Here is a 25,109-nt window from a genome sequence, read left to right as displayed (position 1 = left end):
CCATTTCTAGCACTCGAGGGTGGCGAGTGCAAGGTTCGGGGCGGACCGGGCGCACCTCCGGCGGTGCGCGGTCCCCGGGCGGGCTCGGGTCTCAGTGCCGGTCGTCGATGCGCAGAACCAGCGCGACGAACGCGTCGGTGCGGCGATCCTCCGGCGTCCTCGGTTCCTCGTTGTCCACGGTGACGAGCTCGGCGTCGTGCAGCAGTAGCTCGGCCTCGATGCGCATGATGGCCCGGATGAACGGTGGCGCCACTTCGGGCGGCAGATCGCCGTTCACGATGTATTCGCCGTCCGGCCCGGATTCGGTGGAAACATACGACAGGGCGAGCAACAGGTCCGCGCGATGTTCACCCGCGACTAGGTCGGAATCCGTGTCTGCCGATTCATCCGCCATCGCTATAGCTTAGCGGTCGACGGTGACGACATTCGGCCGAGCAACCGGCGGGCACACTCCGCACCCTCCCTCCCGCAGCGCCCCGGACCCGAATCAGGGGCTCACGGCTGAGTCTGCGGAAATTCGCGTCCGCACGGACCCCCTACAGTGACCAGGTGAGTGTTGGACCCGGCCGGGATGCGATCGAGGAAGTCCTGGCACAGCTGTACGGCGAGCTACAACCAGTGCACTGGACGGTCGGGCACCCCTGGTCATTGGGCGGACCCGACCCGCTGGAGGGTGTCAGCGCGTACCCGCGGACCGATCCGGTCCCGCATTGGCACTACATCGGGTACGGCATGAGCGAGCTCGGCGAGAAGGAATGGGACGACCCGGCGGTCTCCGGGTGGGGGTTCGAGTTCACCTTCCGGCTCGCCGGCGACATCGGCGCGGCGCAGGCGCCGATCTGGCCCGCACACTTCCTGCAGGATCTCGCCAGGTACGTCTTCCAGTCGGGCAAGTGGTTCGAGCCGGGCCACACCATCAAGGCGAACGGGCCCCTCGCCGCCGACCGGCCCGATTCGGCGATCCAGGCCGTCGGCTTCGTCACCGACCCGGAGCTGGGCGCCATCGCCACCCCCAACGGCCGGGTCGCATTCCTCCAGATCGTCGGCCTGACGAAGACCGAGTACCAGGCCGCGCTGGGCGGAAAACTGCTCGCCCTGTTGGACGGCCTCGCGCCGCGGCTGCCGCTGTTCGTCACCGATATCGATCGGGAATCGCTGGTCGCCGCGCCCAAGCCGCAGGCGCAGTGGCCACGTTGGGGCGGCGGATTGCGCGGGCGCGCGTAGATTCCGCGGTGGAACACGATCGCGTTCGATCCCGAAAGGGGACGAGATGGGCGGACTGCCGTTCGATTCGATGTACCGGCACGGGTTCGCCCGGGTCGCGGTCGCGGTGCCGAGGGTGCAGGTCGCCGATCCGGCGTACAACGTCGAGGAGACGCTGCGCCTGGCGCGTCAGGCGGCCGCCGACGGCGCGGTGCTGACAGTGTTTCCCGAGCTCGGCCTCTCCGCCTACACCGCCGACGACCTGTTCCATCAGGACGCGCTGGACGACGCGGTGGACGCGGCGCTGACCGAGCTGGTCGCCCAGAGCGCCGACATCGACACGGTGCTCCTGGTCGGCGCGCCGGTGCGCTCCCAGGGGCGACTGTTCAACTGCGCCATCGCCGTCTGCCGCGGGCAGGTGCTCGGCGCCACGCCCAAGAGCTATCTGCCGAGCTATCGCGAGTTCTACGAGAAGCGCCAATTCGCCGCCGCCAGAGAGAATCTCGTGGGCCACCTCACGATCGCCGGGCAGCGCGCGCCGTTCGGCGCGGATCTGCTGTTCACCGCGACCAACCTGGCGACCTTCACTTTTCACCTCGAGATCTGCGAGGACGGCTGGGTGCCGCTGCCGCCGAGCGGTTACGCGGCGCTGGCCGGAGCGACCGTGCTGGTGAATCTCTCGGCCAGCAACATCGTGATCGGCAAGGCCGACTACCGCAGGGCGCTGTGCACCTCGCATTCGGCGCGATTCCTCGCCGCCTACCTGTATTCCGCGGCGGGACATGGCGAGTCGACGACCGACATGGCCTGGGACGGGCAGGCGCTGGTCTGCGAGAACGGCGATTTGCTCGCCGAGGGGGAACGCTTCGCCGACCACCCGCAGCTGGTAACGGCCGATCTCGACCTGCAACGCTTGGCCGCCGACCGGCTCCGCACCACCAGCTTCGCCGACAACGTGCACGACCATCGCGAGCGGCTGAGCGCCATGCGCCGCATCGAGTTCGACCTGCCGGTGCCGGCTGCTGCGGTGGGTCTGCGCCGCGAAATCCAGCGTTTCCCTTACGTTCCCGCCGATCCGGCCGCGCGCAACGAACGCTGCGCCGAGGTACACCACATCCAGGTGGAGGGCTTGAGCACCCGGCTGCGCGCGACCGGCCTGCGGCGACTGGTGATCGGCGTCTCCGGCGGGCTGGACTCGACCCAGGCGCTGATCGTGGCCGCCAAGACCATGGACCGGCTCGGCCTGCCCCGCGCGAACGTCCTGGCCTACACCATGCCGGGATTCGCCACGAGCACGCGGACCCGCACCGACGCCCACCGGCTGATGGCGGCGCTCGGAGTTACCGCGGCGGAGATCGATATCCGCCCCTCGGCGACGCAGATGTTGCGCGATCTGAATCATCCTGCCGCCGAGGGTGTTCCGCAGTACGACGTCACCTACGAGAACATTCAGGCCGGCGAGCGCACCTCGCATCTGTTCCGGCTGGCCAACCAGCACGGTGCGCTGGTGGTCGGCACCGGCGACCTCAGCGAACTGGCACTCGGCTGGTGCACCTTCGGCGTCGGCGACCACATGGCCCACTACAGCGTGAACGCCTCGGTGCCGAAGACCTTGATCAAATATCTGATCGCCTGGTCCGCCGACATCGGGCAGTTCGGCCCCGAGGCGTCGGAGGTGTTGAAGTCCATTCTGCGGACCGAGATCTCACCGGAGCTCGTGCCGGGCGCCGATGCCGACGGCGACGGGCCGAGTCAGAGTTCCGAGGCCACCGTCGGCCCGTACGAGCTCCAGGACTTCCACCTGTACTACCTGCTGCGCTTCGGCTATCGGCCGAGCCGGGTGGCGTTCCTGGCCAGGCATGCCTGGTCGGACCCGGAACGCGGACCGTGGCCCGACTTGATCCCGGCCGATCAGCGCAACGCCTACGATCTGCCGACCATCAAGCGCTGGCTCGCCGAATTCCTGCGGCGGTTCGTCCAGACCAGCCAGTTCAAGCGGTCGACCCTGCCCAACGCGCCGAAAGTCGGCTCCGGCGGCTCGCTCTCGCCGCGCGGTGACTGGCGCGCGCCGAGCGACGCGTCGGCCGCCGCCTGGCTGGACGAGCTCGAGCGCAACGTGCCATGAGCACGGCGACGCGCGGTCCGCACGATCCGGCGACGCCGCGCACATTCGGCATACGCGTACCGAAAACCGTTAAGCAGCAACACTATCCGACCATCGTTCAGGCGCCGACGCGTCCTGGTGACCGGCCGGAGTACCACGGCGACCAGGGCGGCGGCGAGCGCGACCCGAGCGCCGCGGCGCCCCTTCTTCATGGCTTCTGGGCGGCGATCACCGAAAGCAGTTCCACCAGGTGCGCTTCGGTCTTCGCCTTGTCCATGCCGAGGCCGGTCAGCAGGCCCGCACCGTTCTCCTGTTCGAGCAGGGCGAGCAGGATGTGCTCGGTGCCGATGTAGTTGTGGCCGAGGCGAAGCGCCTCGCGGAAGGTGAGCTCGAGCGCCTTCTTGGCCTCGGGGTCGAAGGGCACCAGAGCGGCGGGGCCGTCCTCGCCGGGCTCGGCGGGCGGCAGGGCGGCGGTCGCGGCAGCGTGCACCTCTTCCAGGCCGAGGCCCGCGGTGAGAATCTCCTTGGCGGCAAGGCCTTCGGGCTCGCTCAGCAGTCCGAGCACCAGGTGGACGGGCCCGATGAGTTTGTTGCCCGCGGTCTGCGCGGCCTGCTGCGAGGCCATCACCACCGCGCGGGCGCGCGGGGTGAACTTGGCGAATCCGGCGTTCGGATCCATCGCCGCGGCCTCGGCCGGGTCGCCCGGGCCCTTGGCCACGAACCGCTTCTGCGCAGCCTGCTTGGTGACGCCCATGCTGGCGCCGATGTCGGTCCATGACGCGCCGGATCGGCGGGCCTGGTCCACGAAGTGGCCGATCAGGTGATCGGCCACTTCGTCGAGGTGCCCCGCGGCGATGACCGCGTCGGAGAGCTGCTCGAGCACGTTGTCCGGCCGAGCCTTCTTGATGGCGGAGATGAGGTCGTCGAGACGAATCGAGGAAGTCATGCGTCAACCATAAGTTGACGCATGAGGATCGTCAACCTTTAGTTGACGATCTTGTTCGGCAGCTCCGCGCCGCTATCGCAGCCCGGCCGCGCCCGCCGCACCGCGCACGATGAGCTCCTTGACCCGCGCCCCGAGCCGCCCGCGCAGCACGGTCCGCGCCGGGGTGTCGTCGGCGTGCAGCAGCTGGACGACGGCGTCGCGGCGACCGAGGCCGATGCACTGGAGGATGTATCGAAAGCGCAGGTCACGCGGGTCGCGCCCGCGCAGCCGGGCCGCCACCACGTCGGCCGCGTACTTTCCGGTGGGCAGCGCCGTCGCGCATGCCATCCGCAGCGACCGTCCGCCCGGACCTGCGATCACCGCGCTGTCGCCCGCGGCGTAGATCTCCGGATGCGAGATCGAGCGCAGGGATTCGTCGGTCAGCACCCGGCCCGCGCCGTCCACCGCGAGACCGGCGCGGGCGGCGAGATCGGGTACGCCGAATCCGGTGGTCCAGACCGTGGTCCCGGCCGCGACGAATTCATCGCCCGCGAGCCGGACACCGTCCTCGGTCACCTCGACCACCTTCACCTCCGCGCGGATCTCGACACCGAGCTTTTCCAGCACCGCCCGGATGTGCGCGGCGGCCGTCGCCGAGAGCCAGGCGCCGGGTTCGTCGGCGCTGAGCAGCACGACGCGCGAATCCGGCTGAGACTCGGCGATTTCGGCGGCCAGCTCGATGCCGGTGGCGCCAGCGCCGACGACGGCGATCGTTCCGTCGGTCGCCGTCCACGCCGAATCCTCCGGTGTGGCAACGGACCTGGCGAATTCCGCGACGCCGGGCACGCCGCCGGGATCGGCGAGACTGCCCAGCGCGTAGATCAGCACGTCGTAGTCGATGGAATCTCCGCCGTCCAGCTCGATCCACTTACCCGCGGTGTCGATGTGCGTCGCTCGCGCCAGGACGAACCGAATACCCTTGCGCTCCAAGATCTCCGCCAAGTCCCAGCGACGCAACCGCTGCCCGGCGACCTGCTGGTGCAACCGCACCCGCTCCACGAACTCGGCGCGGGCGTCGACAACGGTGATCCGCGCGTCCCCCGCCCGTCCGGCCAGCCGCCGCGCCGCGGCCAGACCCGCGTATCCGGCGCCCAGAACGACGATGTGCTGTTTCCCGATCATGATGTGGCTCCTCTCGTTGGCCGATACCCCTCAGACTGGATCGGCCCCCGATCCCTGACAGCCTGCGGCATGAGCCGCGTCACACCGTCCGAGCGACTACGACGACCGGTCGGCCGCGGCGAAATAGGCCAGCTTGTCGGGGTTGACGACGAGGTGCAGTGCGCGCGCCCGATCGCCGTCCAGCTCGATGCCGACTATCAGCATGGGAGTTTCGGTGACCCGGACAACCACCGCGAGGGCGCCGTTGACCTCCTCGACGGCGATCGCCATGCCGGGGACCTCCCAGCGGAACAGGCCCACGAGGTAGCGCGCCACCCGGTCGGCGCCGCGCACCGGCCGCCGCGCGGCGTTGATCCGGCCGCCGCCGTCCGCGACGGCGGTGACGTCGGCCGCGAGCATCCGGCCGAGCGTGTCGACGTCGCCGGAGCGGGCGGCCGCGAGGAAACGCTCGATCAGCGCCCTGGCATGACCGGGTTCGACATCGAAGCGCGCCCGGCCGTCGCGCACGCGCTGACCGGCTCTCCGGTAGGTCTGCTGCGAACTCGCCTCGGTGAGGTCGAGCATGTCGGCGATCTCGCGATGGGCGTAACCGAACGCCTCGCGCAACACGAAGACGGCTCGCTCCACCGGGCTCAGCCGCTCCAGCGCGGTGAGCAGCGCCAGCGAGACGAGCTCGCGTTCCTCGACGGTCTCCAGCGGGCCGAGTTCGCCGTTCGCGGTGGCCACCGGCTCCGGCAGCCACGGGCCGACGTAGGTCTCGCGCCGCGCCCGCGCCGAAACGAGCCAGGTGCGGCAGAGATTCACCACGGCGGTGGTGAGCCAGGCCTCCGCGGACCGGATAGTGGCCCGGTCGGTGCCGTCCCAGCGCAGGTAGGTCTCCTGCACCGCGTCCTCGGCCTCGGCCGCCGAGCCGAGCATGCGGTAGGCGAGCGCGAACAACCGCGGCCGATGCGCCTGGAATTCGCGCAGTCCGTCGGGTTCCACCGTCACGTTCCTCCGCGCTCGCCCGCCGCGTTCGTCCGCCTCAGCGAACTACGTCGTCCGCCTGTTCCTTTCGGCCGCCCGGCCTGCGCAGCCGCAGCCGCGCGCTCGAGCTGCGGATGCCGGACCGGATCGCGGGCCTGCGCCGCTGCGCCTTGCGCTGCGCCCGGCGTTCGGCGGGCTTGTGCTCCCAGGTTTCCGGCCGAGCCGCCACCCAGCGCTGCGAATACCAGGCGAACGGAATGTGTCCCAGGTAGAGCGCGACGAGCACCAGCAGCAGCACGATCGGGTAGGTCACCAGCAGTGCCCCCGCCAACGCGACGAGCACCAGCAGCCCGGCCGCGGCCTGCGGCGCCACCGACACCGACTTCATCGCCAGCGTCGGAATCGTGCTGACGCACAACGCCGCCGCGAACACCGTCCAGGCGGCGACCTCATAGAAGCCGACCCACCAGCCGTCACCGAACTGCACGTACAACCCGATCGGCACGAGCGCGATCAGCGCGCCCGCGGGCGCGGGCACTCCGACGAAATAGTCACGCGACCAATCGGGCCGGGTGTCGTCGTCCATCAGAGTGTTGAACCTGGCCAGACGCAGCACGATGCTCACCGCGAACAACAACGCGATGATCCAGCCCGCGCTGTTCTGGTCGAGCAGCGCGATGTACAGCACCAGCGCGGGCGCGACGCCGAAGGAGATCGCGTCGGAGAGCGAATCGAGCTCCGCGCCCATCTTGGTGGTGGCGTCGAGCATGCGGGCCAGGCGGCCGTCGAGGGTGTCCAGCACCGCGGCGGCGCCGACCATGGCCAGCGCGATGTCGAGCTCGCCGTCCAGCGCGAACTTCACCGCGGACAGGCCGGAGGACAGCGCGAGGATGGTCACGATGCTCGGGAGCAGCCGGACGCTGCGGCGCCTGCGCCGTTGGGTGGGCACAGCCGCTTCCATCATGACAACACGGCCAGGACGGTCTCGCCCCCGATGGTGCGCTGCCCCGGCTGCACCAGCAGCTCGGTGCCCGCGGGGAAGTAGGTGTCGACCCGGGAGCCGAAGCGGATCAAACCGTAGGTGTCGCCAATGGTCAGGACGTCGCCGACCTGCGCGTCGCACACGATGCGCCGGGCGAGCAGGCCCGCGATCTGCACCACGACGAGCTGCTCGCCCGCCGGGGTCTCCAGCACCATGCTGTTGCGCTCGTTCACCGAGCTGGCCTCGGGCAGGTCGGCCGAGCGGAACTGGCCCGCCTGGTGGCTGACCACGCGCACGACGCCGGAGACCGGGGTGCGCTGCACGTGCACGTCGAGCACGGAGAGGAAGATGCTGACGCGGGGCAGCGGCTGGTCGCCGAGCCCGAGTTCCGCGGGCGGCGCGGCCGTGTCGACCAGGGCGATCTCACCGTCGGCGGGGGCGACGACGGCGCCGGCCCGGTTCGGCGGAACCCGCGTCGGATGACGGAAGAAGGTGGCGCAGGCCGCCGCGGCGAGCAGACCCGTCCGGCGCACCCATTTGCGCTTTCCGCCGAGCACCGCGACCGCGAGCGGCGCGGCGACGAAGGGCAGCCCGGCGGGATGCAGCGGGGGTACGGCGGCCCGGACCAGGTCGACGACGTGGCCGACGCCGGTCGTTTCGGGCGTGCCGGGCGGGGTGGGACGGCGTGCCACAGGCTCCTCTTTCGTGCTAGATGCAGTCGGTTTGCGCCCTTCAACGATAGGTCCGGCGCAAGCGTTCACACCTTACGGGAGGAGCCCGTGGTACGTCCGGTCAGCGCATGGCCCTGCGACCGGTGACGAGGCCGACCAGGAACAGCAGAATGATCGCGCCGCCGAGGCAGGTGAAGAAGCTGAACCACAGCCCGCCGCCCTCGACGTCGACGCCGAGCAGCTTGAGCAAGAATCCACCGAGCAGACCGCCGATGACGCCGACGACGATGTTCAGCAGGATGCCCTGTTGGGCGTCCGTTTTCATGATCTTGCTGGCGATCCACCCGGCGAGACCGCCGATGATGATCCAGCCGATGATCCCAAGACCGAGCATGGTGACCTCGCATAAATTAGTTGGGACGCACCCCTAGTGGTGAATGGTGTGCTTCCGCAGACATACCCGGCGATTGTGAGAATAAGCACTCCCCCTGGCAACCCTCGGGTAATATGAGGGAGCCTCATGTCTACGCTCTCGTAGCTAGCTGGCACACCGATGAGGAGTTCGAGGCTCCGCCGGATCCCCGGCAGCAGCGCCGCAGGTAATAGGAGATCCATCATGTCTGCTCGAATCGCCCAGACCACCGGAGCTGAGCACACCGCGATCCTCGGGCTCGGCGTCTATCGCCCGGCTCGTGTGGTCACGAACGACGAAGTAGCGGGACCGATCAACTCCAGCGACGAGTGGATCCAGACCCGGTCGGGCATCAAGACCCGGCGTTTCGCCTCCGAGGACGAGACGATCCAGAGCATGAGCGTGGCCGCCGCGCAGAACGCGCTAGCGGCGGCGGGCGTCGACTACGACGACGTCGACTGTGTCATCGTCGCCACGTCGACGCATCTGCTGCTGACACCCGCCGCCGCCCCGCGCATCGCCACCGAGCTCGGCATGAACGGCGTGGCGGCGTTCGACATCTCCGCGGGCTGTGCGGGGTTCTGTCACGCGCTGGCGCTGGCATCGGACCTCGTGCGGTGCGGCACATCCAAGAACGTGCTGGTGATCGGTGTGGAGAAACTGACCAACACCATCAACATGCGCGACCGCTCCACCGCGTTCCTGTTCGCCGACGGCGCGGGCGCCGTGGTGGTCGGCCCCTCCGAGGAGCCGGGCATCGGCCCGACCGTGTGGGGCTCGGACGGCACCCAGCACCATGCGATCCGTCAGGACAAGGACTGGATGGAGTTCTTCGCCGAGATCGACGAGCAGGGCCTCGACGCGGTCCGGCCGTACATGGCCATGGAGGGCACCGCCGTCTTCCGGTGGGCCGCCCACTCGCTGGAGAAGGTGTGCCGCGACGCGATCGATCGCGCCGGCCTCACCACCGACGACATGCAGGCGATGATCCCGCACCAGGCCAACGGCCGGATCATCGAGATCATGGCGCGCGTGCTCAAGCTGCCGGAGGACTGCGCGCTCGCACGCGACATCGAGGAGACCGGCAACACCTCGGCCGCGTCCATCCCGCTGGCCATGGAGGCGCTGCTACGCAACGGCGAGTCGAAGCCGGGCGACACCGCGCTGCTCATCGCATTCGGCGCTGGTCTCTCCTACGCGTCGCAGGTCGTCACCCTGCCGAACTGGAAGTAGACGCTTCCGCCCGTCCGGCGAGTCGTGCCCTCAACCCCGCTCGGGGCGAGGGCACGACCGCGTTCGGCCGCGGTGGACCTATCCGCCGGAGCGAGGGTCAGGCGCTCGCCTCGGCCACGGCCTTGACCTTGGCGAGCGTCTCGTTCATGCCGCGGACCAGGTTGGCCTCGAAGGCCTGCTCACCGCCGAGCACGGCGTCGATGGCCTTGCGGATCACCCAGGTCACGCCGTTGGACACGTCGCGCCGCTCGACCAGCCGGGTGCCGGTCGCGGTGGGCTCGAGCGTGTAGCTCCACACGGTGTGGTTCTCGTTCATCCGGAACGCGAAAGCCTGATTGGGCTCGAACCGCACGATGCGCGAGGTCGTCGGCCAGCGCTTCCAGCCGTCCTTGTTCCAGTTCACGGTCCAGGTGCCCGCCTTCGGCGTGCCGAGCGGGACCATCCGGACCGTCATCGGACTGAACTCGGGCATGCGCGCGAGATCGGAGACGATCTGCCAGACACGCTCCGGGGATGCGGCGATGTCGACGGTCGCTTCGAGATGGTTGGGCAACACTGCCTCCGGTGATGCGAGGTCCGGACATTCCGGACCCTTGTGTACGACGAGTAACAGACATCCTAAACGGCGGACCCTGGAAGACAACTAAGTCACATTTTGGCCTTTTGGTTGCCTCCGGTCGTAATGGTCCGCGCACAATGACGGATAGACGAAGCACAAGCCACAGCCAGCTTTCCCGTCCAGCGTGAGGTGATCGGCCGTGAATCTTCGCTCGCTTCTTCATCGTCGGCAGGCGGACCGAGTTCCGCTGCTTCCCTATTCAGAACCCGATGACGGGCCTGCGGACCGCGGTGCGATCACGCGTCGGACCGAGAAGGCGCTCGCCCGAGAGGAACGGCTGGAGCGATTGCTCACGCCGAGCGAACTCGAAATGGTGCTCCAGCACCGCGTGTGAGCCAGGTCGCGCACCGCGCGACGGCGTCCCTGCCGGGACGCGGGGGATGACCAGGGGGCGGAAAAACTCCGGCGACACTCCCGACGCCGAGGCGACATAATTTTGTGGTGACTGCACCCGCTGCTCCGAAACCGGCAATCCTGAGCGTCGACGACGATCCGGGCGTCTCCCGGGCTGTAGTGCGCGACCTGCGCCGCCGCTACGGCGCCGACTACCGGATTCTGCGCGCGGAATCCGGCTCGCAGGCGCTCGAGGCCCTGCGCGAGATGAAACTTCGCGGCCAGCCGGTCGCCGTGCTGATCGCCGACTACCGGATGCCCGGCATGGACGGCATCGAATTCCTGGAGCAGGCCATGGACCTGCATCCGTACGCGCGCCGCGTGCTGCTGACCGCCTACGCCGACACCAACGCCGCGATCGACGCGATCAACGTGATCGACCTGGACCACTACCTGCTCAAGCCATGGGACCCGCCGGAGGAGAAGCTCTATCCGGTGCTGGACGGCCTGCTCGACGCCTGGCGCAGCAGCGAGCACCGGCCGGTGACCGAGACCAAGGTGGTCGGCAATCGCTGGTCGCCGCGCTCCTCGCAGGTGCGCGAATTCCTGGCCCGCAACCAGTTGCCCTACCGGTGGTACCTGGCCGACGAACCGGAGGGCGTCCGCCTGCTGGAGGCCGCGGGCGCCGACCCGAACCGATGTCCGGTGGTGATCACGGCCTCCGGTGACGCGCTGGTACAGCCGACCGACAGCGCGCTGGCCGAGAGCGTCGGGCTGAACGTCACACCCACCGGCGATTTCTACGACCTGATCGTGGTCGGCGGCGGTCCCGCCGGGCTCGGCGCCGCGGTGTACGGCGCGTCCGAGGGCCTGCGCACGGTGCTCGTCGAACGCACCGCGACCGGCGGCCAGGCCGGGCAGAGCTCCCGGATCGAGAACTACCTCGGCTTCCCCGACGGGCTGTCCGGCGCGCAACTGGCCGACCGGGCGCGGCGGCAGGCCGCCAAGTTCGGCGCCGAGGTGATCACCACCCGCGAAGTGGTGGGACTCGAGGTCAACGGCTCCGCGCGCACCGTGCGTTTCGCCGACGGCGGAACGCTGTGCGGCCACACCGTGATCATCGCGACCGGCGTCGACTATCGGCGTCATCCAGCGCCCGGCGTCGACGATTTCACCGGTCGCGGTGTGTATTACGGCTCGGCGATGACCGAGGCCTCCGAGTGCGCCGATCACGAGGTCTATATCGTCGGCGGCGCCAACTCGGCCGGGCAGGCGGCGGTCTTCCTCTCCCGCAATGCCCGCACCGTGCACCTGGTGGTGCGCGCGGACTCGCTGGAGAAGTCCATGTCGCACTATCTGATCCAGCAGATCGCACAGATCTCGAACATCAAGGTGCACACCAACACCGAGGTCACGGCCGCCGACGGCAGCGATCATCTGGAGCGGATCGTGTTGCGCGACAAGGTCACGGGCGCGGAAGAGAAGGCGGAGGCCGAGCGGCTGTTCCTCTTCATCGGCGCGGCGCCGCAGACCGACTGGCTCGACGGCATCGTCAAGCGCGACGAAGCCGGGTACGTGCTCGCCGGGCCGGATCTCATGGTCGAAGGCGCCCGGCCATCGGGCTGGGAATTGCCGCGCCCGCCACATCATTTGGAAACAAGCGTGCCCGGCGTGTTCGTCGCGGGCGACGTGCACGCCGAGTCCGCCAAGCGAGTCGCCTCGGCGGTCGGCGAGGGCGCGATGGCGGTCATGCTCGTGCACCGGTATCTGGCGTGAATTCAGGAGGGCTGTCGTGACACTCGAAAATGCCGCTCGCCATTCGCATCTGGTCTGCGATCCGGCGGAACTGCGCACTCTGTTCCTGTTCGAGAAACTCGACGACGACCAGCTGGCCTGGTTGTGCGCCGACGGGCGCATCGAGTACATCGAGCCGGGACTGGTGTTCCGCGAAGGCGATCCGGCCACCTGCTTCTACGTTCTGATGGACGGCGAGGTCCGGCTGACCAAGCTGTCCGGCGGCACCGAGATCGAGCTGAACCGCACCGATCACAAGGGCGCTTACGCGGGCGCGTGGAGCGCGTACCTGGGCGACAAGGCCGACGCGAACTACACCGGTTCGATGTACGTCACCCGCAAGTCCCGGTTCTACGTGCTGGACGCGGGCACCTTCGCGCGCATGATGCACGAGTGGTTCCCGATGGCGGTGCACCTGCTGGAGGGCGCGTTCTTCGGCAGCCGCAACACCACCCAGCGGGTAGCCGAGCGGGAGCGCCTGCTCGCGCTCGGTTCGCTGTCGGCGGGTCTGACGCACGAGCTGAACAATCCGGCCGCCGCGGCGGTGCGCGCCACCTCGGGCCTGCGCGAGCGGGTCGCGGGGATGCGGCACAAGCTGGCCATGATGGCAGACGGGAAGTTCCAGCCGGAAGTGCTCGTCACCCTGGTGCGACTGCAAGAGGAGGCGGCGGCCCAGGTCGCCAAGGCGCCCGAGCTGACCCCGATGGAGGCCGCCGACCGGGAGGACGTGCTCGGCGAGTGGCTCGAGGAGCACGAGATCGGCGACGCCTGGAACCTGGCGCCGAACTTCGTGCAGGCCGGATTCGACGTGGACTGGTTGGAGCGGGTGTGGGGCACCCTGGAGGGCTGCCCGAACAAGGTGTTCGAGGGCGCGATCCGCTGGCTCAACTACACCATCGAGACCGAGTTGCTGATGAACGAGATCGCGGATTCGACCGCCAGGATCTCCACGCTGGTCGGCGCCGCCAAGCAGTACTCGCAGATGGACCGCGCCCCGTTCCAGGTGGTCGACATCCATGAGCTGCTCGACAGCACCCTGGTCATGTTGAACAGGAAGCTCGGCGACGGCGTGCACCTGGTCAAGGAGTACGACCGCACTCTGCCGCCGCTGCCCTGCTACGCCGCCGAGCTCAATCAGGTGTGGACGAACCTGATCGACAACGCGGTGTACGCGATGCGCGGCGAAGGCACCCTCACCGTGCGGACCAGCAAGGAGAACGACTGCGCCGTCGTCGAGATCGGCGATACCGGCCCGGGCATCCCCGACGACGTCCGCCGCCGCGTCTTCGAGCCGTTCTTCACCACCAAGCCGGTCGGCGAAGGCACCGGACTCGGCCTCGACATCTCGTTCCGCATCGTCGTCAACAAGCACAACGGCGACATCCGCGTCGATTCCGAACCCGGCGACACCCGCTTCACGGTCCGCCTCCCATTGCACCGCCCGGAGCAAAATGAAGAAGGCGCACTGGAGACATCGACAGGAGTAACTCGATGACGGAAGCGATCGAAGGCATCAACCCAGCCGTCCCGCCCAGCGGCCCCGGCTGCCTCGAATGCGAAGGCGAGCAGGGCTGGTGGGTCCACCTCCGCCGTTGCGCCGAATGCGGCCACGTCGGCTGCTGCGACACCTCGCCCGCCCAGCACGCCACCAAGCACGCGAAGGACACCGGCCACCCGTTCATCCAGAGCTTCGAGCCCGGTGAGGACTGGTTCTGGGATTTCCGCAGCGAGGAGATGTACGGCGGCGGCCCCGAACTCGCACCTCCGCACAGTCATCCGGCCGATCAGGGCGTGCCGGGCCCGCGCGGGCGCGTGCCCGAGGATTGGCAGGCGCACACTCACTGACCGTCCGGTACGCTGCTGCCGACGCGCCGGAGCCTCCGGCGCTGTGTGGCATCGGGAAAGCACCAAATGAAGCGAATTTCCGTCATCGTCCTGGCCGTGGGCGCGGTGGCACTGGCGGCGACCGGCTGCGGCGGGTCGGACGAGTCCAGCGACGCGAGCGGTCTACGCAAGGGCACCACTGGCGCGAGCGTCAGCGCGACGCACGCGCCGACCACGACCGCTTCGGCGCCGACCACGGCCGGTAGCGCGGCGGCGGCCACCACGCAGGCCGATACGTCCGGTCTCGGCCCGGCCTCGCGCACCACGTGCGGTGAGTTCAAGGGGCTCGACAGCGACGCCGAGAAGCGGGTCATCGAGGAGATCCTCGCCGAGAATCCGGACAGCGAGTTCGCTGGCAGCCCGAATGTCGCGCTCGGCACCGCCAAGCTGGTGTGTCTGTCGCCGAGCAACGCCGACAAGCCGGTGGCCGTGGCGGCCCGGATCATCGCACCCGCGTGAACTAGGCCCATCTCCGTGGTCGCGACGGCCGTGCGGCAGCGCCGCGGACGGCCGTCGTCCGGCTGAACCGACGACTTCACCTGCGGACTCGTCCCACTCGCGCGCGGACGCGGGCAGAATGGCACAGTGGCTGAACTGGCGCTCACCGCTCGACTGAATCCGTCCGCCGCCGACGCGCGACGCGGGGTGGTCCGCCTGCATCCGGAGGCTTTGACGGCGCTCGGCCTGCGTGAATGGGACGGGGTCACGCTAGCCGGGTCGCGCCGTACCTCGGCGGTGATCGGCATCGCGCCCGGGGGCACACCGGCGGGCGTCGCGCTGCTGGACGACGTGACGCTGTCGAACGCGGGCCTGCGCGAGAACGCGACGGTGGTGGTCTCCCCGGCAACCGTGTTCGGCGCCAAGCAGATCTCGGTGAGCGGTTCGGTGCACGCCACCCGCAGCATTCCGGCCGCCACGCTGCGTCAGGCGCTGCTCGGCAAGGTCGTCACGGTGGGTGACGCGGTGTCGCTGCTGCCGCGCGATCTGGGGCCGGACATTCCGTCTTCGGCGGCCAGCCAGGCGCTGTCGCGCACCTTCGGCATCGCGTGGACCACCGAACTGCTGACCGTCACGGCCACCGATCCGGTGCGCGGACCGGTGAGCGTGCAGCCCAACACGGCCGTCGTCTGGGGTGCGGGCGCGGTAGCGGCGCTGGACGCCGCCGACCGCGCGGCGGCGGGTTACCCGGCCCCGGTGCACGGAGCGACCGAAGCGGCCGCGTTGGCGGCCGTCACGAGCACCAATGGCGCGACATTGGTGCGCGGTGCGCCGCCGCGGGTGCCCGTCGAGGAACTCGTCGGCGTGCACACGCAGGCCGCGAAGCTCACCGAATGGCTCAGCCTCGCGCTCGACGAACCCGAGCTGCTCAGAACCCTCGGCGCCACACCGCATCTCGGGGTCCTGATCACCGGGCCCGCCGGCGTCGGCAAGGCCACCCTGGCCCGGTCGGTGACCGCCCCGCGGCGCATCGTCGAATTGGACGGGCCCTCGGTCGGCGCGGCGGAGGGCGGCGCTCGGTTGCGCGAGGTGGCTGCCGCGGTGGCCGACGTGGGCTCCGGTCGGGGCGGCATCCTGCTCATCGCCGATATCGACGCGCTGCTGCCCGCCGACCCCGAGCCGGTGGCGACGCTGATTCTGGACCAGTTGCGCGCGGCGATGGCCGAGACCGCCGTGGCTTTCCTTGCGACGACGGCGCATCCGGCCGGTGTGGACGCGAGGCTGCGCGGGCCGGATCTGTGCGACCGGGAGCTCGCGCTTCCGCTGCCCACCGCGGCGATACGCAAGGCGCTGCTGGAGCAAAGACTGCGCAAGGTACCGACCGGCGATGTGAAACTCGACGAGATCGCCGCACGCACACCGGGTTTCGTGGTGTCCGATCTCGCGGCGCTGTGCCGGGAGGCGGCCCTGCGCGCGGCATCGCGGGTCAGCAAGGAACAGGCCGACGCGCGCCTGACCCAGGAAGACCTGGTCGGCGCTCTGGAGGTGATCCGTCCGCTGTCCCGTTCCGGCATGGAGGAATTGGCCATCGGCAGTCTCGGCTTGGACGATGTCGGCGACATGGTCGAGACCAAGCAGGCGCTCACCGAGGCCGTGCTCTGGCCGCTGCGCCATCCGGATTCCTTCGCCAGGCTCGGCATCGAACCGCCGCGCGGCGTGTTGCTCTACGGCCCGCCCGGCTGCGGCAAGACGTTCCTGGTGCGCGCCTTGGCAGGCTCGGGCCAGCTCAGCGTGCACGTGGTCAAGGGCGCGGAACTGTTGGACAAGTGGGTCGGCGCTTCCGAGCGCGCGGTCCGCGAATTGTTCCAGCGGGCAAGGGATTCCGCACCGTCGCTGATCTTCCTCGACGAGGTGGACGCGCTCGCGCCGCGGCGCGGGCAGAGCACCGATTCCGGTGTCGGCGACCGGGTGGTCGCCGCGCTGCTCACCGAACTCGACGGGGTGGAGCCGCTGCGCGACGTGGTGGTGCTCGGCGCGACGAACCGGCCCGAGCTGATCGATCCCGCGCTACTGCGGCCCGGACGGCTGGAGCGGCTGGTGTTCGTCCCGCCGCCGGACAGCGCGGCGCGGCTGGAGATCCTGCGGACCGCGGGCCGTTCGGTACCGCTGGCCGCCGACGTCGACCTCACCGCGCTGGCCGCCGACCTGGACGGCTACTCGGCCGCCGACTGCGCCGCGCTGCTGCGCGAGGCCGCGCTGGCGGCGATGCGCCGCGACGTGGACGCCGCCGACGTCACCGCTGCGGATCTCGCCGCCGCCCGCGCGGTGGTGCGTCCTTCGCTGGACCCGGAGCAGGTCGAAGCCCTCCGCCGCTACGCGGAAAACCGCAGCTGACCGACGTTCGACATGCAGAAGGCTATCCGTCGGCAATCACCGGTTCGACGCCGCGGCGCGGGTATGTTGCCCAAGTGCGGCGATGGATCGGCGACGGAGTCGACGTGGTCACGGCCTTCCTCGGGGCCGCGGTCGCGGGAATCGCGCTGTTCCTGCCGATCACCTTCAGCTGGACCGCGCAGAGCACCCCGTACCGGATCGCCAGCCTGATCAACAGCGCCCCGCGCGGCGCGACGATCGGCATGGTCGTCGCGGTCACCGTCGCGGTGCTGATCGCCACCTTCGCCAAGCCGCTCACCGGATGGATCGTGGCGTTCGGCGCCGCGCTCGGCCTCTTCGTCAACCACTTCGCCGGCCGCAATGTCTCCTCCGCCGACCTGCTCACCACGCAGAACTACATCGACTCGGTGTGCGGCGGAATCCTGTTGGGCGCATTGGGCATCGCCGCGCTGCGCAAGCCCGCCCCGGCGATCGGCTACGTGCTCGGCACGGCGACCTTCTTCGTCTTCGGCGACCTCGCCGACTTCCTCGACCTGCCCGCTCAGGACCCGTGGTCGGTGCTCGAGACACCGCCGCGCTGGATGATCGGCATCTCGGTGGTGCTGCTGTTCCTCGCCATCGCCCGCCATCGCACCCGGACCGGACGGCAGCGCGATTCGACCGTGCCCATCGATCTGCCGATCGCGCCGATCCTCGCGGCGACCGTGCTCGGCCTGATCGTCCTCGCGGCCACCGAATGGCTGGCGGGCCAGTACAACAACGTCTCCGCCCCGAGCGACAACCGGCTGGAGATCGCGATCGCCGTCGTGGCCACCATCATCGCCGCGCTGATCGCGGCCATGCTGCTGCCCGGCCGCGACGGCATCGGCGTGCTGCTCGCGGTGAGTCTGGTCGCGACCGCCGACGCGCTCGGTTACGCGCCGCGGCCGTGGTGGAGCGTGATCGCGGTGCTCGCGCTCACCGCGCTCGGCCTGTTCGCCGGTCTCCGCGCGCCGTCGCCGTTCTTGGCGCTGCTGGCGCTGCTGGGCGTCACCGTGTTCGCGTTCCTCGACGCGCACGGCGACGACGCCGTGTACTACTCCGTCGCGACGGTGCTGCTCGCGTTGACCGCCGGGTACAGCTGCGGCGCTGCCCAGCCCCGCTACGGCCCCAGCGCCGTGCTCGCCCTCGGCGCGCTCTACCTGCCGAGCATCATCACCGCCATGCCGGTGAAGAACGAGACATGGCCGCCGCGGGACAACATGGCCGACGCCGCAACCCCGGGCCGGGTGGCGCTGATGATCGTGCTCGGCTGCGCGGCCGCCCTGCTCCTGGTGTACCGGCTGCGGCCGCGCAGCTACCGCAAACCCGCGCCCCCTGAGTCGCGGGACAAGGTAGCGGACATATAGCCGACGTGCGCCGACATGGCTGACGCCATAGTGAGCTGCCCCGCGAAAAGCCCTGGCTCCACGTAGGCTGAACCCGCACCACCGCCCGCAACGACCTGACGGAGTGCAGTTTGCTCGTAATCCTGCTCGCGCATGCGCTTGCCGCACTGGCCGCGCCGCTGTGCGTACGGGTGTTGGGCCGCAACGCGTTCGCGGTGCTCGCGCTGCCGCCGCTGGCCGGTTTCGGCTGGGTGATCGCGAATTGGGATAGCACGCAGCAGGTTCGGCTCACCTGGGCGCCCGGCATCGCGATGAACATCGATCTTCGCTTCGATTCGCTCGCGGCCGTCATGGCAGCACTGGTGCTCGGCATCGGCACGCTGATCCTGCTCTACTGCATCCGCTATTTCGAGGACGACGAGCCCAGACTCGGTGTGTTCGCAGCCCAGTTCGTCGGCTTCGCTGGAGCCATGTTCGGTCTGGTCACCAGCGACAACATGCTGCTGCTCTACGTCTTCTGGGAGACGACGACGGTGCTGTCGTTCCTCCTGGTCGGCCACCACGCCGAGCGCGCGACCAGCAGGCGCGCCGCCTTGCAGGCGCTGCTGGTCACCGGGGCGGGCGGGCTGGCCATGCTGGTCGGCATCGTCATCCTGGGGCAGACCAGCGGCACCTACCTGCTGTCGGACCTGCTGGCCATGGAGAGCCCGCCGGACGGCGTCGCGGTATCGGTGGCCGTCGCCCTGCTGCTCGTCGGCGCGCTCAGCAAGTCCGCGATCGTGCCGCTGCACTTCTGGCTTCCGGGCGCGATGGCCGCGCCGACCCCGGTGAGCGCCTATCTGCACGCCGCGGCCATGGTGAAGGCGGGCGTGTACCTGGTGGCGCGGCTCGCGCCGGTTTTCGCGAACAGCCCGCCGTGGCATCCGATGGTGCTCGTCCTCGGCGCGGTGACCATGCTGCTCGCGGGTATTCGCGCGTTGCGCGTGACCGATCTGAAGCTGCTGCTCGCCTTCGGCACCGTGAGCCAGCTGGGTTTCCTGATCGTGCTGCTCGGGCTCGGCACACCGGACGCGGCGCTGGCCGGGACGACGCTGATCGTGGCGCACGCGCTGTTCAAGGCGTGCCTGTTCATGGTGGTCGGGATCGTGGATCACGGTGCGGGAACCCGGGATCTGCGCGAGTTGTCCGGGCTGGGACGGCAGGCTCCTGTGCTGTGCGGCGTGGCCGCGCTCGCGGCGCTGAGCATGGCGGGCATTCCGGTGCTGCTCGGCTTCGTCGGCAAGGAGAGCGCGCTCGCCGCAATCCTGGACGCCGACACCGTTGCCGCGCCCGTACGCACGGCGCTGTGCGCGGCGATCGTGCTCGGTTCCATGCTGACCGTCGGTTACAGCGCCCGCTTCGTCTGGGGCGCGTTCGGCGACAGGCCGCTCGACGAGGAGCCGTCGTGGCACGCGCCGGGATGGCTGTTTCTCGCGCCGCCCGCCACGCTGGCCGTGGCGAGCCTGGCGGCGGGCGTCAGTGCGCGGTGGCTGGACGAGGTTCTGCGCGGGTACCCGGAAACGCTTCCGGGAGAACTCGTTTCGCACCTGGCGCTGTGGCACGGGTTCACCCTGCCGCTGGCTTTGTCGGTCCTGATCATCGCCGCGGGTTCCGCGCTTTTCCTGGTGCGCAACCGATTCGGCGAGACCGCACACCCGCGCCTCGGCAATGCCGACCGCGCCTACGACGCCACGCTGCGCGCGATGGACCGGCTCTCACTGCGGATGACCGGATCGGTGCAGCGCGGTTCGCTGCCACTGACTCAGGCCACCATCCTCGGCACCACGATCATCCTGCCCTCGACCCTGCTCGCGCTGGGCAGCAGGACGGGAATCGAACTGCGCCTGTGGGATTCGCCGCTGCAACTGGCCATCGCCGGCATCATGGCGGCCATGGCGTTCGCGGCCACCGTGCTGCGCAACCGGCTCGCCAGCGTGCTCGTGGTCGGCGTCACCGGCTACGGCTGCGGCGTCGTCTTCGCGCTGCACGGCGCACCGGATCTCGCCCTCACCCAGTTCCTCGTGGAGACGCTGACGCTGGTGGTCTTCGTGCTGGTGCTGCGCGCCTTCCCCGCCGAGATCGAGCCGAGCAGGACCGCCGCGTTCAAGGCCCGCCGCGCCATGCTCGCCACGGCGGTGGGCGCGGCCGTGGCGGTGCTCGCCGCCTTCGCCACGGCCGCGCGCGGCGCGGAACCGATCTGGCGCCGCATCCCGGAGGCCGCCTACCGGTTCGGCGGCGGCAAGAACGCGGTCAACGTCCTGCTCGTCGACATCAGGGCGTGGGACACGCTCGGCGAGATCTCGGTGCTCATCGTCGCCGCCACCGGCGTCGCCTCGATGGTGTTCCGCACCAGGCGTTTCGGCGCCGCGCCGCGCGCCGCCGACGCGCCGAACTACAACCCCGACCTGGTCAGCTGGTTGCCCGCGGGACGGCTGGTGGATCGCCGGGAACGCTCGATGGTCCTGCAGATCACCACCCGCCTGCTCTTTCCGACGATCATGGTGCTCTCGATCTACTTCTTCTTCGCGGGCCACAACGCCCCCGGCGGCGGTTTCGCGGGCGGGCTCACCGCGGGCCTCGCGCTGACCCTGCGCTACCTCGCGGGCGGCCGCTACGAACTCGGCGAGGCGCTGCCGTTGGAGGCGGGCCACGTGCTCGGCGCCGGGCTCACGCTGGCGGCGGGTACCGCGGCCACCTCGCTGCTGCTCGGCGCGCCGCCGCTGTCCTCGGCGATCATCGAAGTGACGCTGCCGCTGTTCGGACACGTCAAGCTGGTCACGTCGCTGTTCTTCGACCTCGGCGTCTACCTGATCGTGGTCGGCCTGGTCCTCGACGTGCTGCGCAGCCTCGGCGCCCGCCTGGACAGCGAACTCGGCGACACCACCGAGCAGGCCCCGGCCCCGCGAGGCGGCAACGGATGAGTGCGAACCTGACCCTGCTCGTCCTCATCGGCGTCCTGACCGCCTGCGGCGTGTACCTGATCCTGGAGCGCGCCATCTCCAAGATGCTGCTCGGCATGATCTTGTTCGGCAACGCGGTGAACCTGCTGATCCTCACCGTCGGCGGCCCGGACGGCGAGCCACCCATCGGCGGCGAGGACGGCGCGCACGAGGGCATGGCCGACCCGCTCGCCCAGGCGATGGTGCTCACCGCGATCGTCATCACGATGGGCCTCGCGGCGTTCGTGCTGTCCCTCGCCTACCGGTCCTACATGCTCACCACCACCGACGACGTGCAGAACGATCCGGGCGACGCGGAGGTGGCCGCCCAGCGCGACCGAGAGGATCCGGAGGATTGACCCTCTCCCCGCATCTGTTACCCGCGCTGGCGCCGCTGCCGGTGCTCGTCCCGCTGCTCGGCGCGGCGGCCACGCTGGTGTTCGGACGCCGGCCGCGCATCCAGCGCACCGTCACCCTGGGGGCGCTCGCCGCGGTCGTGGTCATCACCGGCCTGCTGCTGTACCTGGCCGATCGAGACGGCACCACCGCCGTGCAGGTGGGCGGATGGGAAACCCCCATCGGCATCACGCTGGTGGTGGACCGGCTCTCCGCCGCCATGCTGCTCGTCTCGGCCATCGTGCTGCTCGCCGTCTCGGTCTACGGCGCAGGCCAGAACATCCGCGACGGCGACCAGCGCCAGCCGACCTCCATCTACCGCCCCACGTATCTCGTTCTGACAGCGGGTGTTTCGGCGGCCTTCCTGGCCGGCGACCTGTTCAACCTGTTCGTCGGCTTCGAGATGCTGCTCGCCGCGTCGTTCGTGCTGCTGACCGTCGGCGCGACCACCGAACGCATCCGCGCGGGCGTGGGGTACGTGATGGTGTCGATGCTCTCGTCGCTGATCTTCCTGACCGGCATCGGCCTGGTCTACGCGACCACGGGGACGCTGAACCTAGCGCAGCTCGCTGTCCGACTCGGCGCGGCCCCCGACGGCGTGCGCACGGCGATCTACGCGGTGCTGCTGGTAGCCTTCGGCATCAAGGCGGCGGTGTTCCCGCTCTCGAACTGGCTGCCCGATTCCTACCCGTCCGCGCCCGCGCCGGTGACCGCCGTCTTCGCCGGCTTGCTGACGAAAGTCGGTGTGTACTCGATCATCCGGACGCACACACTGCTGTTCCCCGACGGCGGTTTCGACACCGTCCTGCTGATCTGCGGCCTGCTCACCATGGTGGTCGGCATCCTCGGCGCGATCGCGCAGCACGACATCCGACGGCTGCTCTCGTTCACCCTGGTCAGCCACATCGGGTACATGATCTTCGGTGTCGGGCTCGCCACGACGGCGGGACTGGCGGGCGCGGTTTTCTATGTGGCGCACCACATTCTGGTGCAGACCACCCTTTTCCTCGTCGTCGGCCTGATCGAGCGACAAGCCGGATCCACCTCGCTGCGCAGGCTCGGCGGACTGGCCGCGGCGAGTCCGGTGCTCGGCGTGCTGTTTCTGGTGCCCGCGCTGAATCTCGGTGGCATACCGCCCTTTTCGGGGTTCATCGGGAAGGTCGCGCTGCTCCAGGCCGGCGCGTCCGACGGCAGCGGACTGGCCTGGGTACTGGTCGGGGGCGCGGTGGTCACCAGCCTGCTGACGCTCTACGCGATCGCGCGGGTCTGGGTCAAAGTGTTCTGGCGGCCGCGCACCGAAGCGCCGGAAGGACACCTCGCGGCGGCGAAACCGCCCACCCTGATCGAGGATTCGACCGACGTGCTCTACGACGAACGCACCGATCCCGGCCGTATCCCGCCGCTCATGCTGCTGTCGACCATGGCGCTGGCCGCGGTCGGCCTCGGCCTCACCGTGCTGGCGGGACCGATCCTCGGCATCGCCGACCGCGCCGCGGCCGACCTGCACGATCCCGCGGTGTACGTCGGCGCGGTGCTCGGCGAACCGGAGGCGTACCGATGAGGATTTCGTGGGGTATGCCGGAGGTGCGGGCATGAGCGACGACGATATCCGCGAACCGTTCGACGAGACCGTCTCGCGAGGGATCGGCAAAGACAGCGTGGTCCGCGTCGGAGTGCTGCTCTGGCTGGCCGCGGTCTACATGGCGCTGTGGGGCGATCTGAGCATCGGCAATCTGGTGGGCGGTCTCGTGGTGGGTGCGCTGATCATGGTGGCGCTGCCGCTGCCCCGGATTCCGGTGAGCGGTCGGCTCAACCTGTTCGCCATGGCGGAGGCCGCGGTGGTGAGCGCCTACTACGCGCTCGAATCCAGCCTGCAGATCGCGTGGTTCGCGATCCGGCCCGCACCGCCACCGGTCTCCGGGGTGCTGCGAGTCGGCCTGAGCACGAAGTCGGATCTGGTGCTGGTGCTCACCACCGATCTGCTGAACCTGATCCCCGGCACGATGGTGCTGGAGATCGACCGGAACCGCTGCCTGGTCTACGTGCACGTGCTCGACGTCGGCAGCGACGCGGCGGTGGCGCGGTTCTACCACCAGACCCGTCGCCTGGAGCGACTGCTGATCTCAGCCTTCGAGCGGCCCGTCCCGAAATCCGACCGGAGGTGAACGCATGACTGTCGTCGCTGTGCTCGCGGGCGTCCTGCTCGCGGCCGCCGCCGTCATCACCAGCTACCGCATCCTGGCCGGGCCGAGCACGCTCGACCGGGTCGTCGGTATCGACTCGCTGATGGCCATCGCGGCGTCGGGGCTCGCCGTGTGGGCCGCCTACAGCGGCGACACCACGGTGCTGCCCGCCATCGTCGCGCTGGCGCTGGTCGGCTTCCTCGGCTCGGCCGCCGTCTCCCGCTTCCGCGTCAGGGACGACCGATGACGGCCTGGCAGTGGCTCACGGCCGCGCTGATCCTGAGCGGCGCCGTGCTGGCCTGCACCGCCGCGATCGCCATCGTCCGCTTCCCCGACACCCTCACCCGCATGCACGCCGCGACCAAACCGCAGGTGGTCGGGCTGCTCCTGGTGCTCGCGGGCGCCGCCATCGAACTGCGCGGCAAGGGCAATGTGTGGCTGCTCGCGCTGGTAGGCCTGTTCACACTCCTCACCGCCCCGGTGATCGCGCACCTCATCGGCCGCACCGCCTACCGCGAACAGCGGCACCGCGACGGACTCCTGCGCGTCAACGAACTCGGCGACGAACTCGACTGAGAGGGCACCGGCCGCGCACGCCGAAGGTGTTCTCGACGGTCCACGGGCCGGTCCGCTCCTCGCGGAGGATGGATTCGGCAGGTCGGCCGCACCGTTGAAGGCTGCGGCGATGAACCCTCGCCGCTCACGCCGGTGTTGGTCAGGCGAAGACGTCGTTGAAGGCGTCGGCGGTGAGGACGCGGAGGGCCCAGGTCCGTACCAGCGCCGGGTCCGTGGCACGGATAGTGTCGATGATCTCGGCGGGTAGCGACCCGAACTTCACGGTCAACAGATCGATCAAGGTTTCGACGCGCCCTTCCGCGCGCCCTTCGACGCGCCCTTCGACGCGGCCTTCGGCGTGTCCTTCAGCGCGGAGCCGTTCGGCGGTGGTCATGATGGCCTCCTTGGCTCGGGGACCGAGTCGATCGATGAGCGGTTCCGGCAGTCAGCGGGCGGGTTCGGTACTTACGGCGGATGGATTCGGCAGGTC

Annotated in this window: 24 protein-coding genes; 15 read left to right on the top strand and 9 right to left on the bottom strand. The window is 69.7% G+C overall.

What is annotated here, in order from left to right:
* Nucleotides 1–91: 91 nt before the first annotated feature.
* On the bottom strand, nt 92–394 hold the full coding sequence (locus tag AC3ERS_RS28760; protein ID WP_431971234.1) for a hypothetical protein: 303 nt from the start codon (nt 392–394) through the stop codon (nt 92–94).
* 155 nt (nt 395–549) lie between these two features.
* Here AC3ERS_RS28760 and AC3ERS_RS28755 point away from each other — a divergent pair, with 155 nt between their 5' ends.
* The gene (locus AC3ERS_RS28755) at nt 550–1,224 is read left to right on the top strand and encodes a suppressor of fused domain protein (protein ID WP_431971233.1); all 675 of its coding nucleotides are present in this window, start codon (nt 550–552) and stop codon (nt 1,222–1,224) included.
* Nucleotides 1,225–1,270: 46 nt separating this feature from the next.
* Nucleotides 1,271–3,328, top strand: coding sequence for an NAD(+) synthase (locus AC3ERS_RS28750; RefSeq protein WP_431971232.1), 2,058 nt, complete (start codon nt 1,271–1,273; stop codon nt 3,326–3,328).
* A 187-nt stretch (nt 3,329–3,515) separates the two neighbouring features.
* On the opposite strand, the gene AC3ERS_RS28745 is transcribed toward AC3ERS_RS28750, so the two are convergent.
* The 6 genes from AC3ERS_RS28745 to AC3ERS_RS28720 all read right to left on the bottom strand — a co-directional run bounded on the left by AC3ERS_RS28745 (nt 3,516) and on the right by AC3ERS_RS28720 (nt 8,427).
* Nucleotides 3,516–4,253: a Clp protease N-terminal domain-containing protein gene (locus AC3ERS_RS28745; RefSeq protein WP_431971231.1), complete on the bottom strand. Its 738-nt coding sequence runs from the start codon at nt 4,251–4,253 to the stop codon at nt 3,516–3,518.
* Between the two features lie 72 nt (nt 4,254–4,325).
* Nucleotides 4,326–5,414 (bottom strand): NAD(P)/FAD-dependent oxidoreductase, encoded by a 1,089-nt coding sequence (locus AC3ERS_RS28740; protein ID WP_431971230.1) that lies wholly within the window; start codon nt 5,412–5,414, stop codon nt 4,326–4,328.
* Nucleotides 5,415–5,510: 96 nt separating this feature from the next.
* Nucleotides 5,511–6,404 carry an RNA polymerase sigma-70 factor gene (locus tag AC3ERS_RS28735; protein ID WP_431971229.1) on the bottom strand — a complete coding sequence of 298 codons (894 nt, stop codon included), beginning with the start codon at nt 6,402–6,404 and terminating at the stop codon, nt 5,511–5,513.
* A 34-nt stretch (nt 6,405–6,438) separates the two neighbouring features.
* Nucleotides 6,439–7,341 (bottom strand): CDP-alcohol phosphatidyltransferase family protein, encoded by a 903-nt coding sequence (locus AC3ERS_RS28730; protein WP_431971320.1) that lies wholly within the window; start codon nt 7,339–7,341, stop codon nt 6,439–6,441.
* A complete protein-coding gene (locus AC3ERS_RS28725) occupies nt 7,341–8,054 on the bottom strand; it encodes a phosphatidylserine decarboxylase (RefSeq protein ID WP_431971228.1) in 714 nt (237 codons plus the stop codon). Before AC3ERS_RS28725 ends, AC3ERS_RS28730 begins: the two co-directional genes overlap by 1 nt.
* Nucleotides 8,055–8,154: 100 nt before the next feature.
* Entirely contained in the window at nt 8,155–8,427 is a 273-nt protein-coding gene (locus tag AC3ERS_RS28720) for a GlsB/YeaQ/YmgE family stress response membrane protein (RefSeq protein WP_431971227.1), read from the bottom strand.
* Between the two features lie 222 nt (nt 8,428–8,649).
* Between AC3ERS_RS28720 and AC3ERS_RS28715 the strand changes: the two genes are divergently transcribed.
* A complete protein-coding gene (locus AC3ERS_RS28715) occupies nt 8,650–9,678 on the top strand; it encodes a beta-ketoacyl-ACP synthase III (protein ID WP_431971226.1) in 1,029 nt (342 codons plus the stop codon).
* Between the two features lie 97 nt (nt 9,679–9,775).
* On the opposite strand, the gene AC3ERS_RS28710 is transcribed toward AC3ERS_RS28715, so the two are convergent.
* Nucleotides 9,776–10,231 carry an SRPBCC family protein gene (locus AC3ERS_RS28710; protein WP_431971225.1) on the bottom strand — a complete coding sequence of 152 codons (456 nt, stop codon included), beginning with the start codon at nt 10,229–10,231 and terminating at the stop codon, nt 9,776–9,778.
* Nucleotides 10,232–10,738: 507 nt separating this feature from the next.
* Here AC3ERS_RS28710 and AC3ERS_RS28705 point away from each other — a divergent pair.
* From AC3ERS_RS28705 to mnhG, 12 genes are all read left to right on the top strand, one after another.
* Nucleotides 10,739–12,406 carry an NAD(P)/FAD-dependent oxidoreductase gene (locus tag AC3ERS_RS28705; protein ID WP_431971224.1) on the top strand — a complete coding sequence of 556 codons (1,668 nt, stop codon included), beginning with the start codon at nt 10,739–10,741 and terminating at the stop codon, nt 12,404–12,406.
* Between the two features lie 16 nt (nt 12,407–12,422).
* Complete coding sequence (locus AC3ERS_RS28700; RefSeq protein WP_431971223.1) at nt 12,423–13,919, top strand: ATP-binding protein; 1,497 nt, start codon at nt 12,423–12,425, stop codon at nt 13,917–13,919.
* Nucleotides 13,916–14,269, top strand: coding sequence for a UBP-type zinc finger domain-containing protein (locus AC3ERS_RS28695; RefSeq protein ID WP_431971222.1), 354 nt, complete (start codon nt 13,916–13,918; stop codon nt 14,267–14,269). Before AC3ERS_RS28700 ends, AC3ERS_RS28695 begins: the two co-directional genes overlap by 4 nt.
* A 66-nt stretch (nt 14,270–14,335) precedes the next feature.
* Complete coding sequence (locus AC3ERS_RS28690; RefSeq protein ID WP_431971221.1) at nt 14,336–14,767, top strand: hypothetical protein; 432 nt, start codon at nt 14,336–14,338, stop codon at nt 14,765–14,767.
* Between the two features lie 126 nt (nt 14,768–14,893).
* Nucleotides 14,894–17,140 (top strand): AAA family ATPase, encoded by a 2,247-nt coding sequence (locus tag AC3ERS_RS28685; protein WP_431971220.1) that lies wholly within the window; start codon nt 14,894–14,896, stop codon nt 17,138–17,140.
* Between the two features lie 74 nt (nt 17,141–17,214).
* Nucleotides 17,215–18,528, top strand: a complete 1,314-nt coding sequence (locus tag AC3ERS_RS28680) for a hypothetical protein (protein ID WP_431971219.1) — start codon at nt 17,215–17,217, stop codon at nt 18,526–18,528.
* 110 nt (nt 18,529–18,638) lie between these two features.
* Entirely contained in the window at nt 18,639–21,467 is a 2,829-nt protein-coding gene (locus AC3ERS_RS28675) for a Na+/H+ antiporter subunit A (protein WP_431971218.1), read from the top strand.
* Nucleotides 21,464–21,844: a Na(+)/H(+) antiporter subunit C gene (locus tag AC3ERS_RS28670; protein ID WP_431971217.1), complete on the top strand. Its 381-nt coding sequence runs from the start codon at nt 21,464–21,466 to the stop codon at nt 21,842–21,844. Before AC3ERS_RS28675 ends, AC3ERS_RS28670 begins: the two co-directional genes overlap by 4 nt.
* Nucleotides 21,841–23,442, top strand: coding sequence for a Na+/H+ antiporter subunit D (locus AC3ERS_RS28665; protein WP_431971216.1), 1,602 nt, complete (start codon nt 21,841–21,843; stop codon nt 23,440–23,442). Before AC3ERS_RS28670 ends, AC3ERS_RS28665 begins: the two co-directional genes overlap by 4 nt.
* A 31-nt stretch (nt 23,443–23,473) precedes the next feature.
* Nucleotides 23,474–24,046, top strand: a complete 573-nt coding sequence (locus AC3ERS_RS28660; protein WP_431971215.1) for a Na+/H+ antiporter subunit E — start codon at nt 23,474–23,476, stop codon at nt 24,044–24,046.
* Between the two features lie 4 nt (nt 24,047–24,050).
* A complete protein-coding gene (locus tag AC3ERS_RS28655) occupies nt 24,051–24,311 on the top strand; it encodes a monovalent cation/H+ antiporter complex subunit F (protein WP_431971214.1) in 261 nt (86 codons plus the stop codon).
* The gene (mnhG, locus tag AC3ERS_RS28650; RefSeq protein WP_431971213.1) at nt 24,308–24,640 is read left to right on the top strand and encodes a monovalent cation/H(+) antiporter subunit G; all 333 of its coding nucleotides are present in this window, start codon (nt 24,308–24,310) and stop codon (nt 24,638–24,640) included. Before AC3ERS_RS28655 ends, mnhG begins: the two co-directional genes overlap by 4 nt.
* 139 nt (nt 24,641–24,779) lie before the next feature.
* Here the strand turns inward: mnhG and AC3ERS_RS28645 are convergent, their stop codons facing one another.
* The gene (locus tag AC3ERS_RS28645) at nt 24,780–25,013 is read right to left on the bottom strand and encodes an RpnC/YadD family protein (protein WP_431971212.1); all 234 of its coding nucleotides are present in this window, start codon (nt 25,011–25,013) and stop codon (nt 24,780–24,782) included.
* Nucleotides 25,014–25,109: the final 96 nt, after the last annotated feature.

The organism is Nocardia sp. bgisy134 (assembly GCF_057708325.1).
The sequence above is the reverse complement of the archived record's forward strand: the minus strand, read 5'-3'. Positions and strand labels throughout refer to the sequence as shown.

Excerpts from the sequence above, each read along its gene's own strand:
- AC3ERS_RS28695 (WP_431971222.1), top strand. The coding sequence starts at position 13,916 with ATGACGGAAGCGATCGAAGGCATCAACCCAGCCGTCCCGCCCAGCGGC.
- AC3ERS_RS28715 (WP_431971226.1), top strand. The coding sequence starts at position 8,650 with ATGTCTGCTCGAATCGCCCAGACCACCGGAGCTGAGCACACCGCGATC.
- AC3ERS_RS28660 (WP_431971215.1), top strand. The coding sequence starts at position 23,474 with ATGAGCGACGACGATATCCGCGAACCGTTCGACGAGACCGTCTCGCGA.
- AC3ERS_RS28740 (WP_431971230.1), bottom strand. The coding sequence starts at position 5,414 with ATGATCGGGAAACAGCACATCGTCGTTCTGGGCGCCGGATACGCGGGT.
- AC3ERS_RS28750 (WP_431971232.1), top strand. The coding sequence starts at position 1,271 with ATGGGCGGACTGCCGTTCGATTCGATGTACCGGCACGGGTTCGCCCGG.
- AC3ERS_RS28745 (WP_431971231.1), bottom strand. The coding sequence starts at position 4,253 with ATGACTTCCTCGATTCGTCTCGACGACCTCATCTCCGCCATCAAGAAG.
- AC3ERS_RS28645 (WP_431971212.1), bottom strand. The coding sequence starts at position 25,013 with ATGACCACCGCCGAACGGCTCCGCGCTGAAGGACACGCCGAAGGCCGC.
- AC3ERS_RS28760 (WP_431971234.1), bottom strand. The coding sequence starts at position 394 with ATGGCGGATGAATCGGCAGACACGGATTCCGACCTAGTCGCGGGTGAA.
- AC3ERS_RS28730 (WP_431971320.1), bottom strand. The coding sequence starts at position 7,341 with ATGGAAGCGGCTGTGCCCACCCAACGGCGCAGGCGCCGCAGCGTCCGG.
- mnhG (WP_431971213.1), top strand. The coding sequence starts at position 24,308 with ATGACGGCCTGGCAGTGGCTCACGGCCGCGCTGATCCTGAGCGGCGCC.
- AC3ERS_RS28655 (WP_431971214.1), top strand. The coding sequence starts at position 24,051 with ATGACTGTCGTCGCTGTGCTCGCGGGCGTCCTGCTCGCGGCCGCCGCC.
- AC3ERS_RS28690 (WP_431971221.1), top strand. The coding sequence starts at position 14,336 with ATGAAGCGAATTTCCGTCATCGTCCTGGCCGTGGGCGCGGTGGCACTG.
- AC3ERS_RS28670 (WP_431971217.1), top strand. The coding sequence starts at position 21,464 with ATGAGTGCGAACCTGACCCTGCTCGTCCTCATCGGCGTCCTGACCGCC.
- AC3ERS_RS28720 (WP_431971227.1), bottom strand. The coding sequence starts at position 8,427 with ATGCTCGGTCTTGGGATCATCGGCTGGATCATCATCGGCGGTCTCGCC.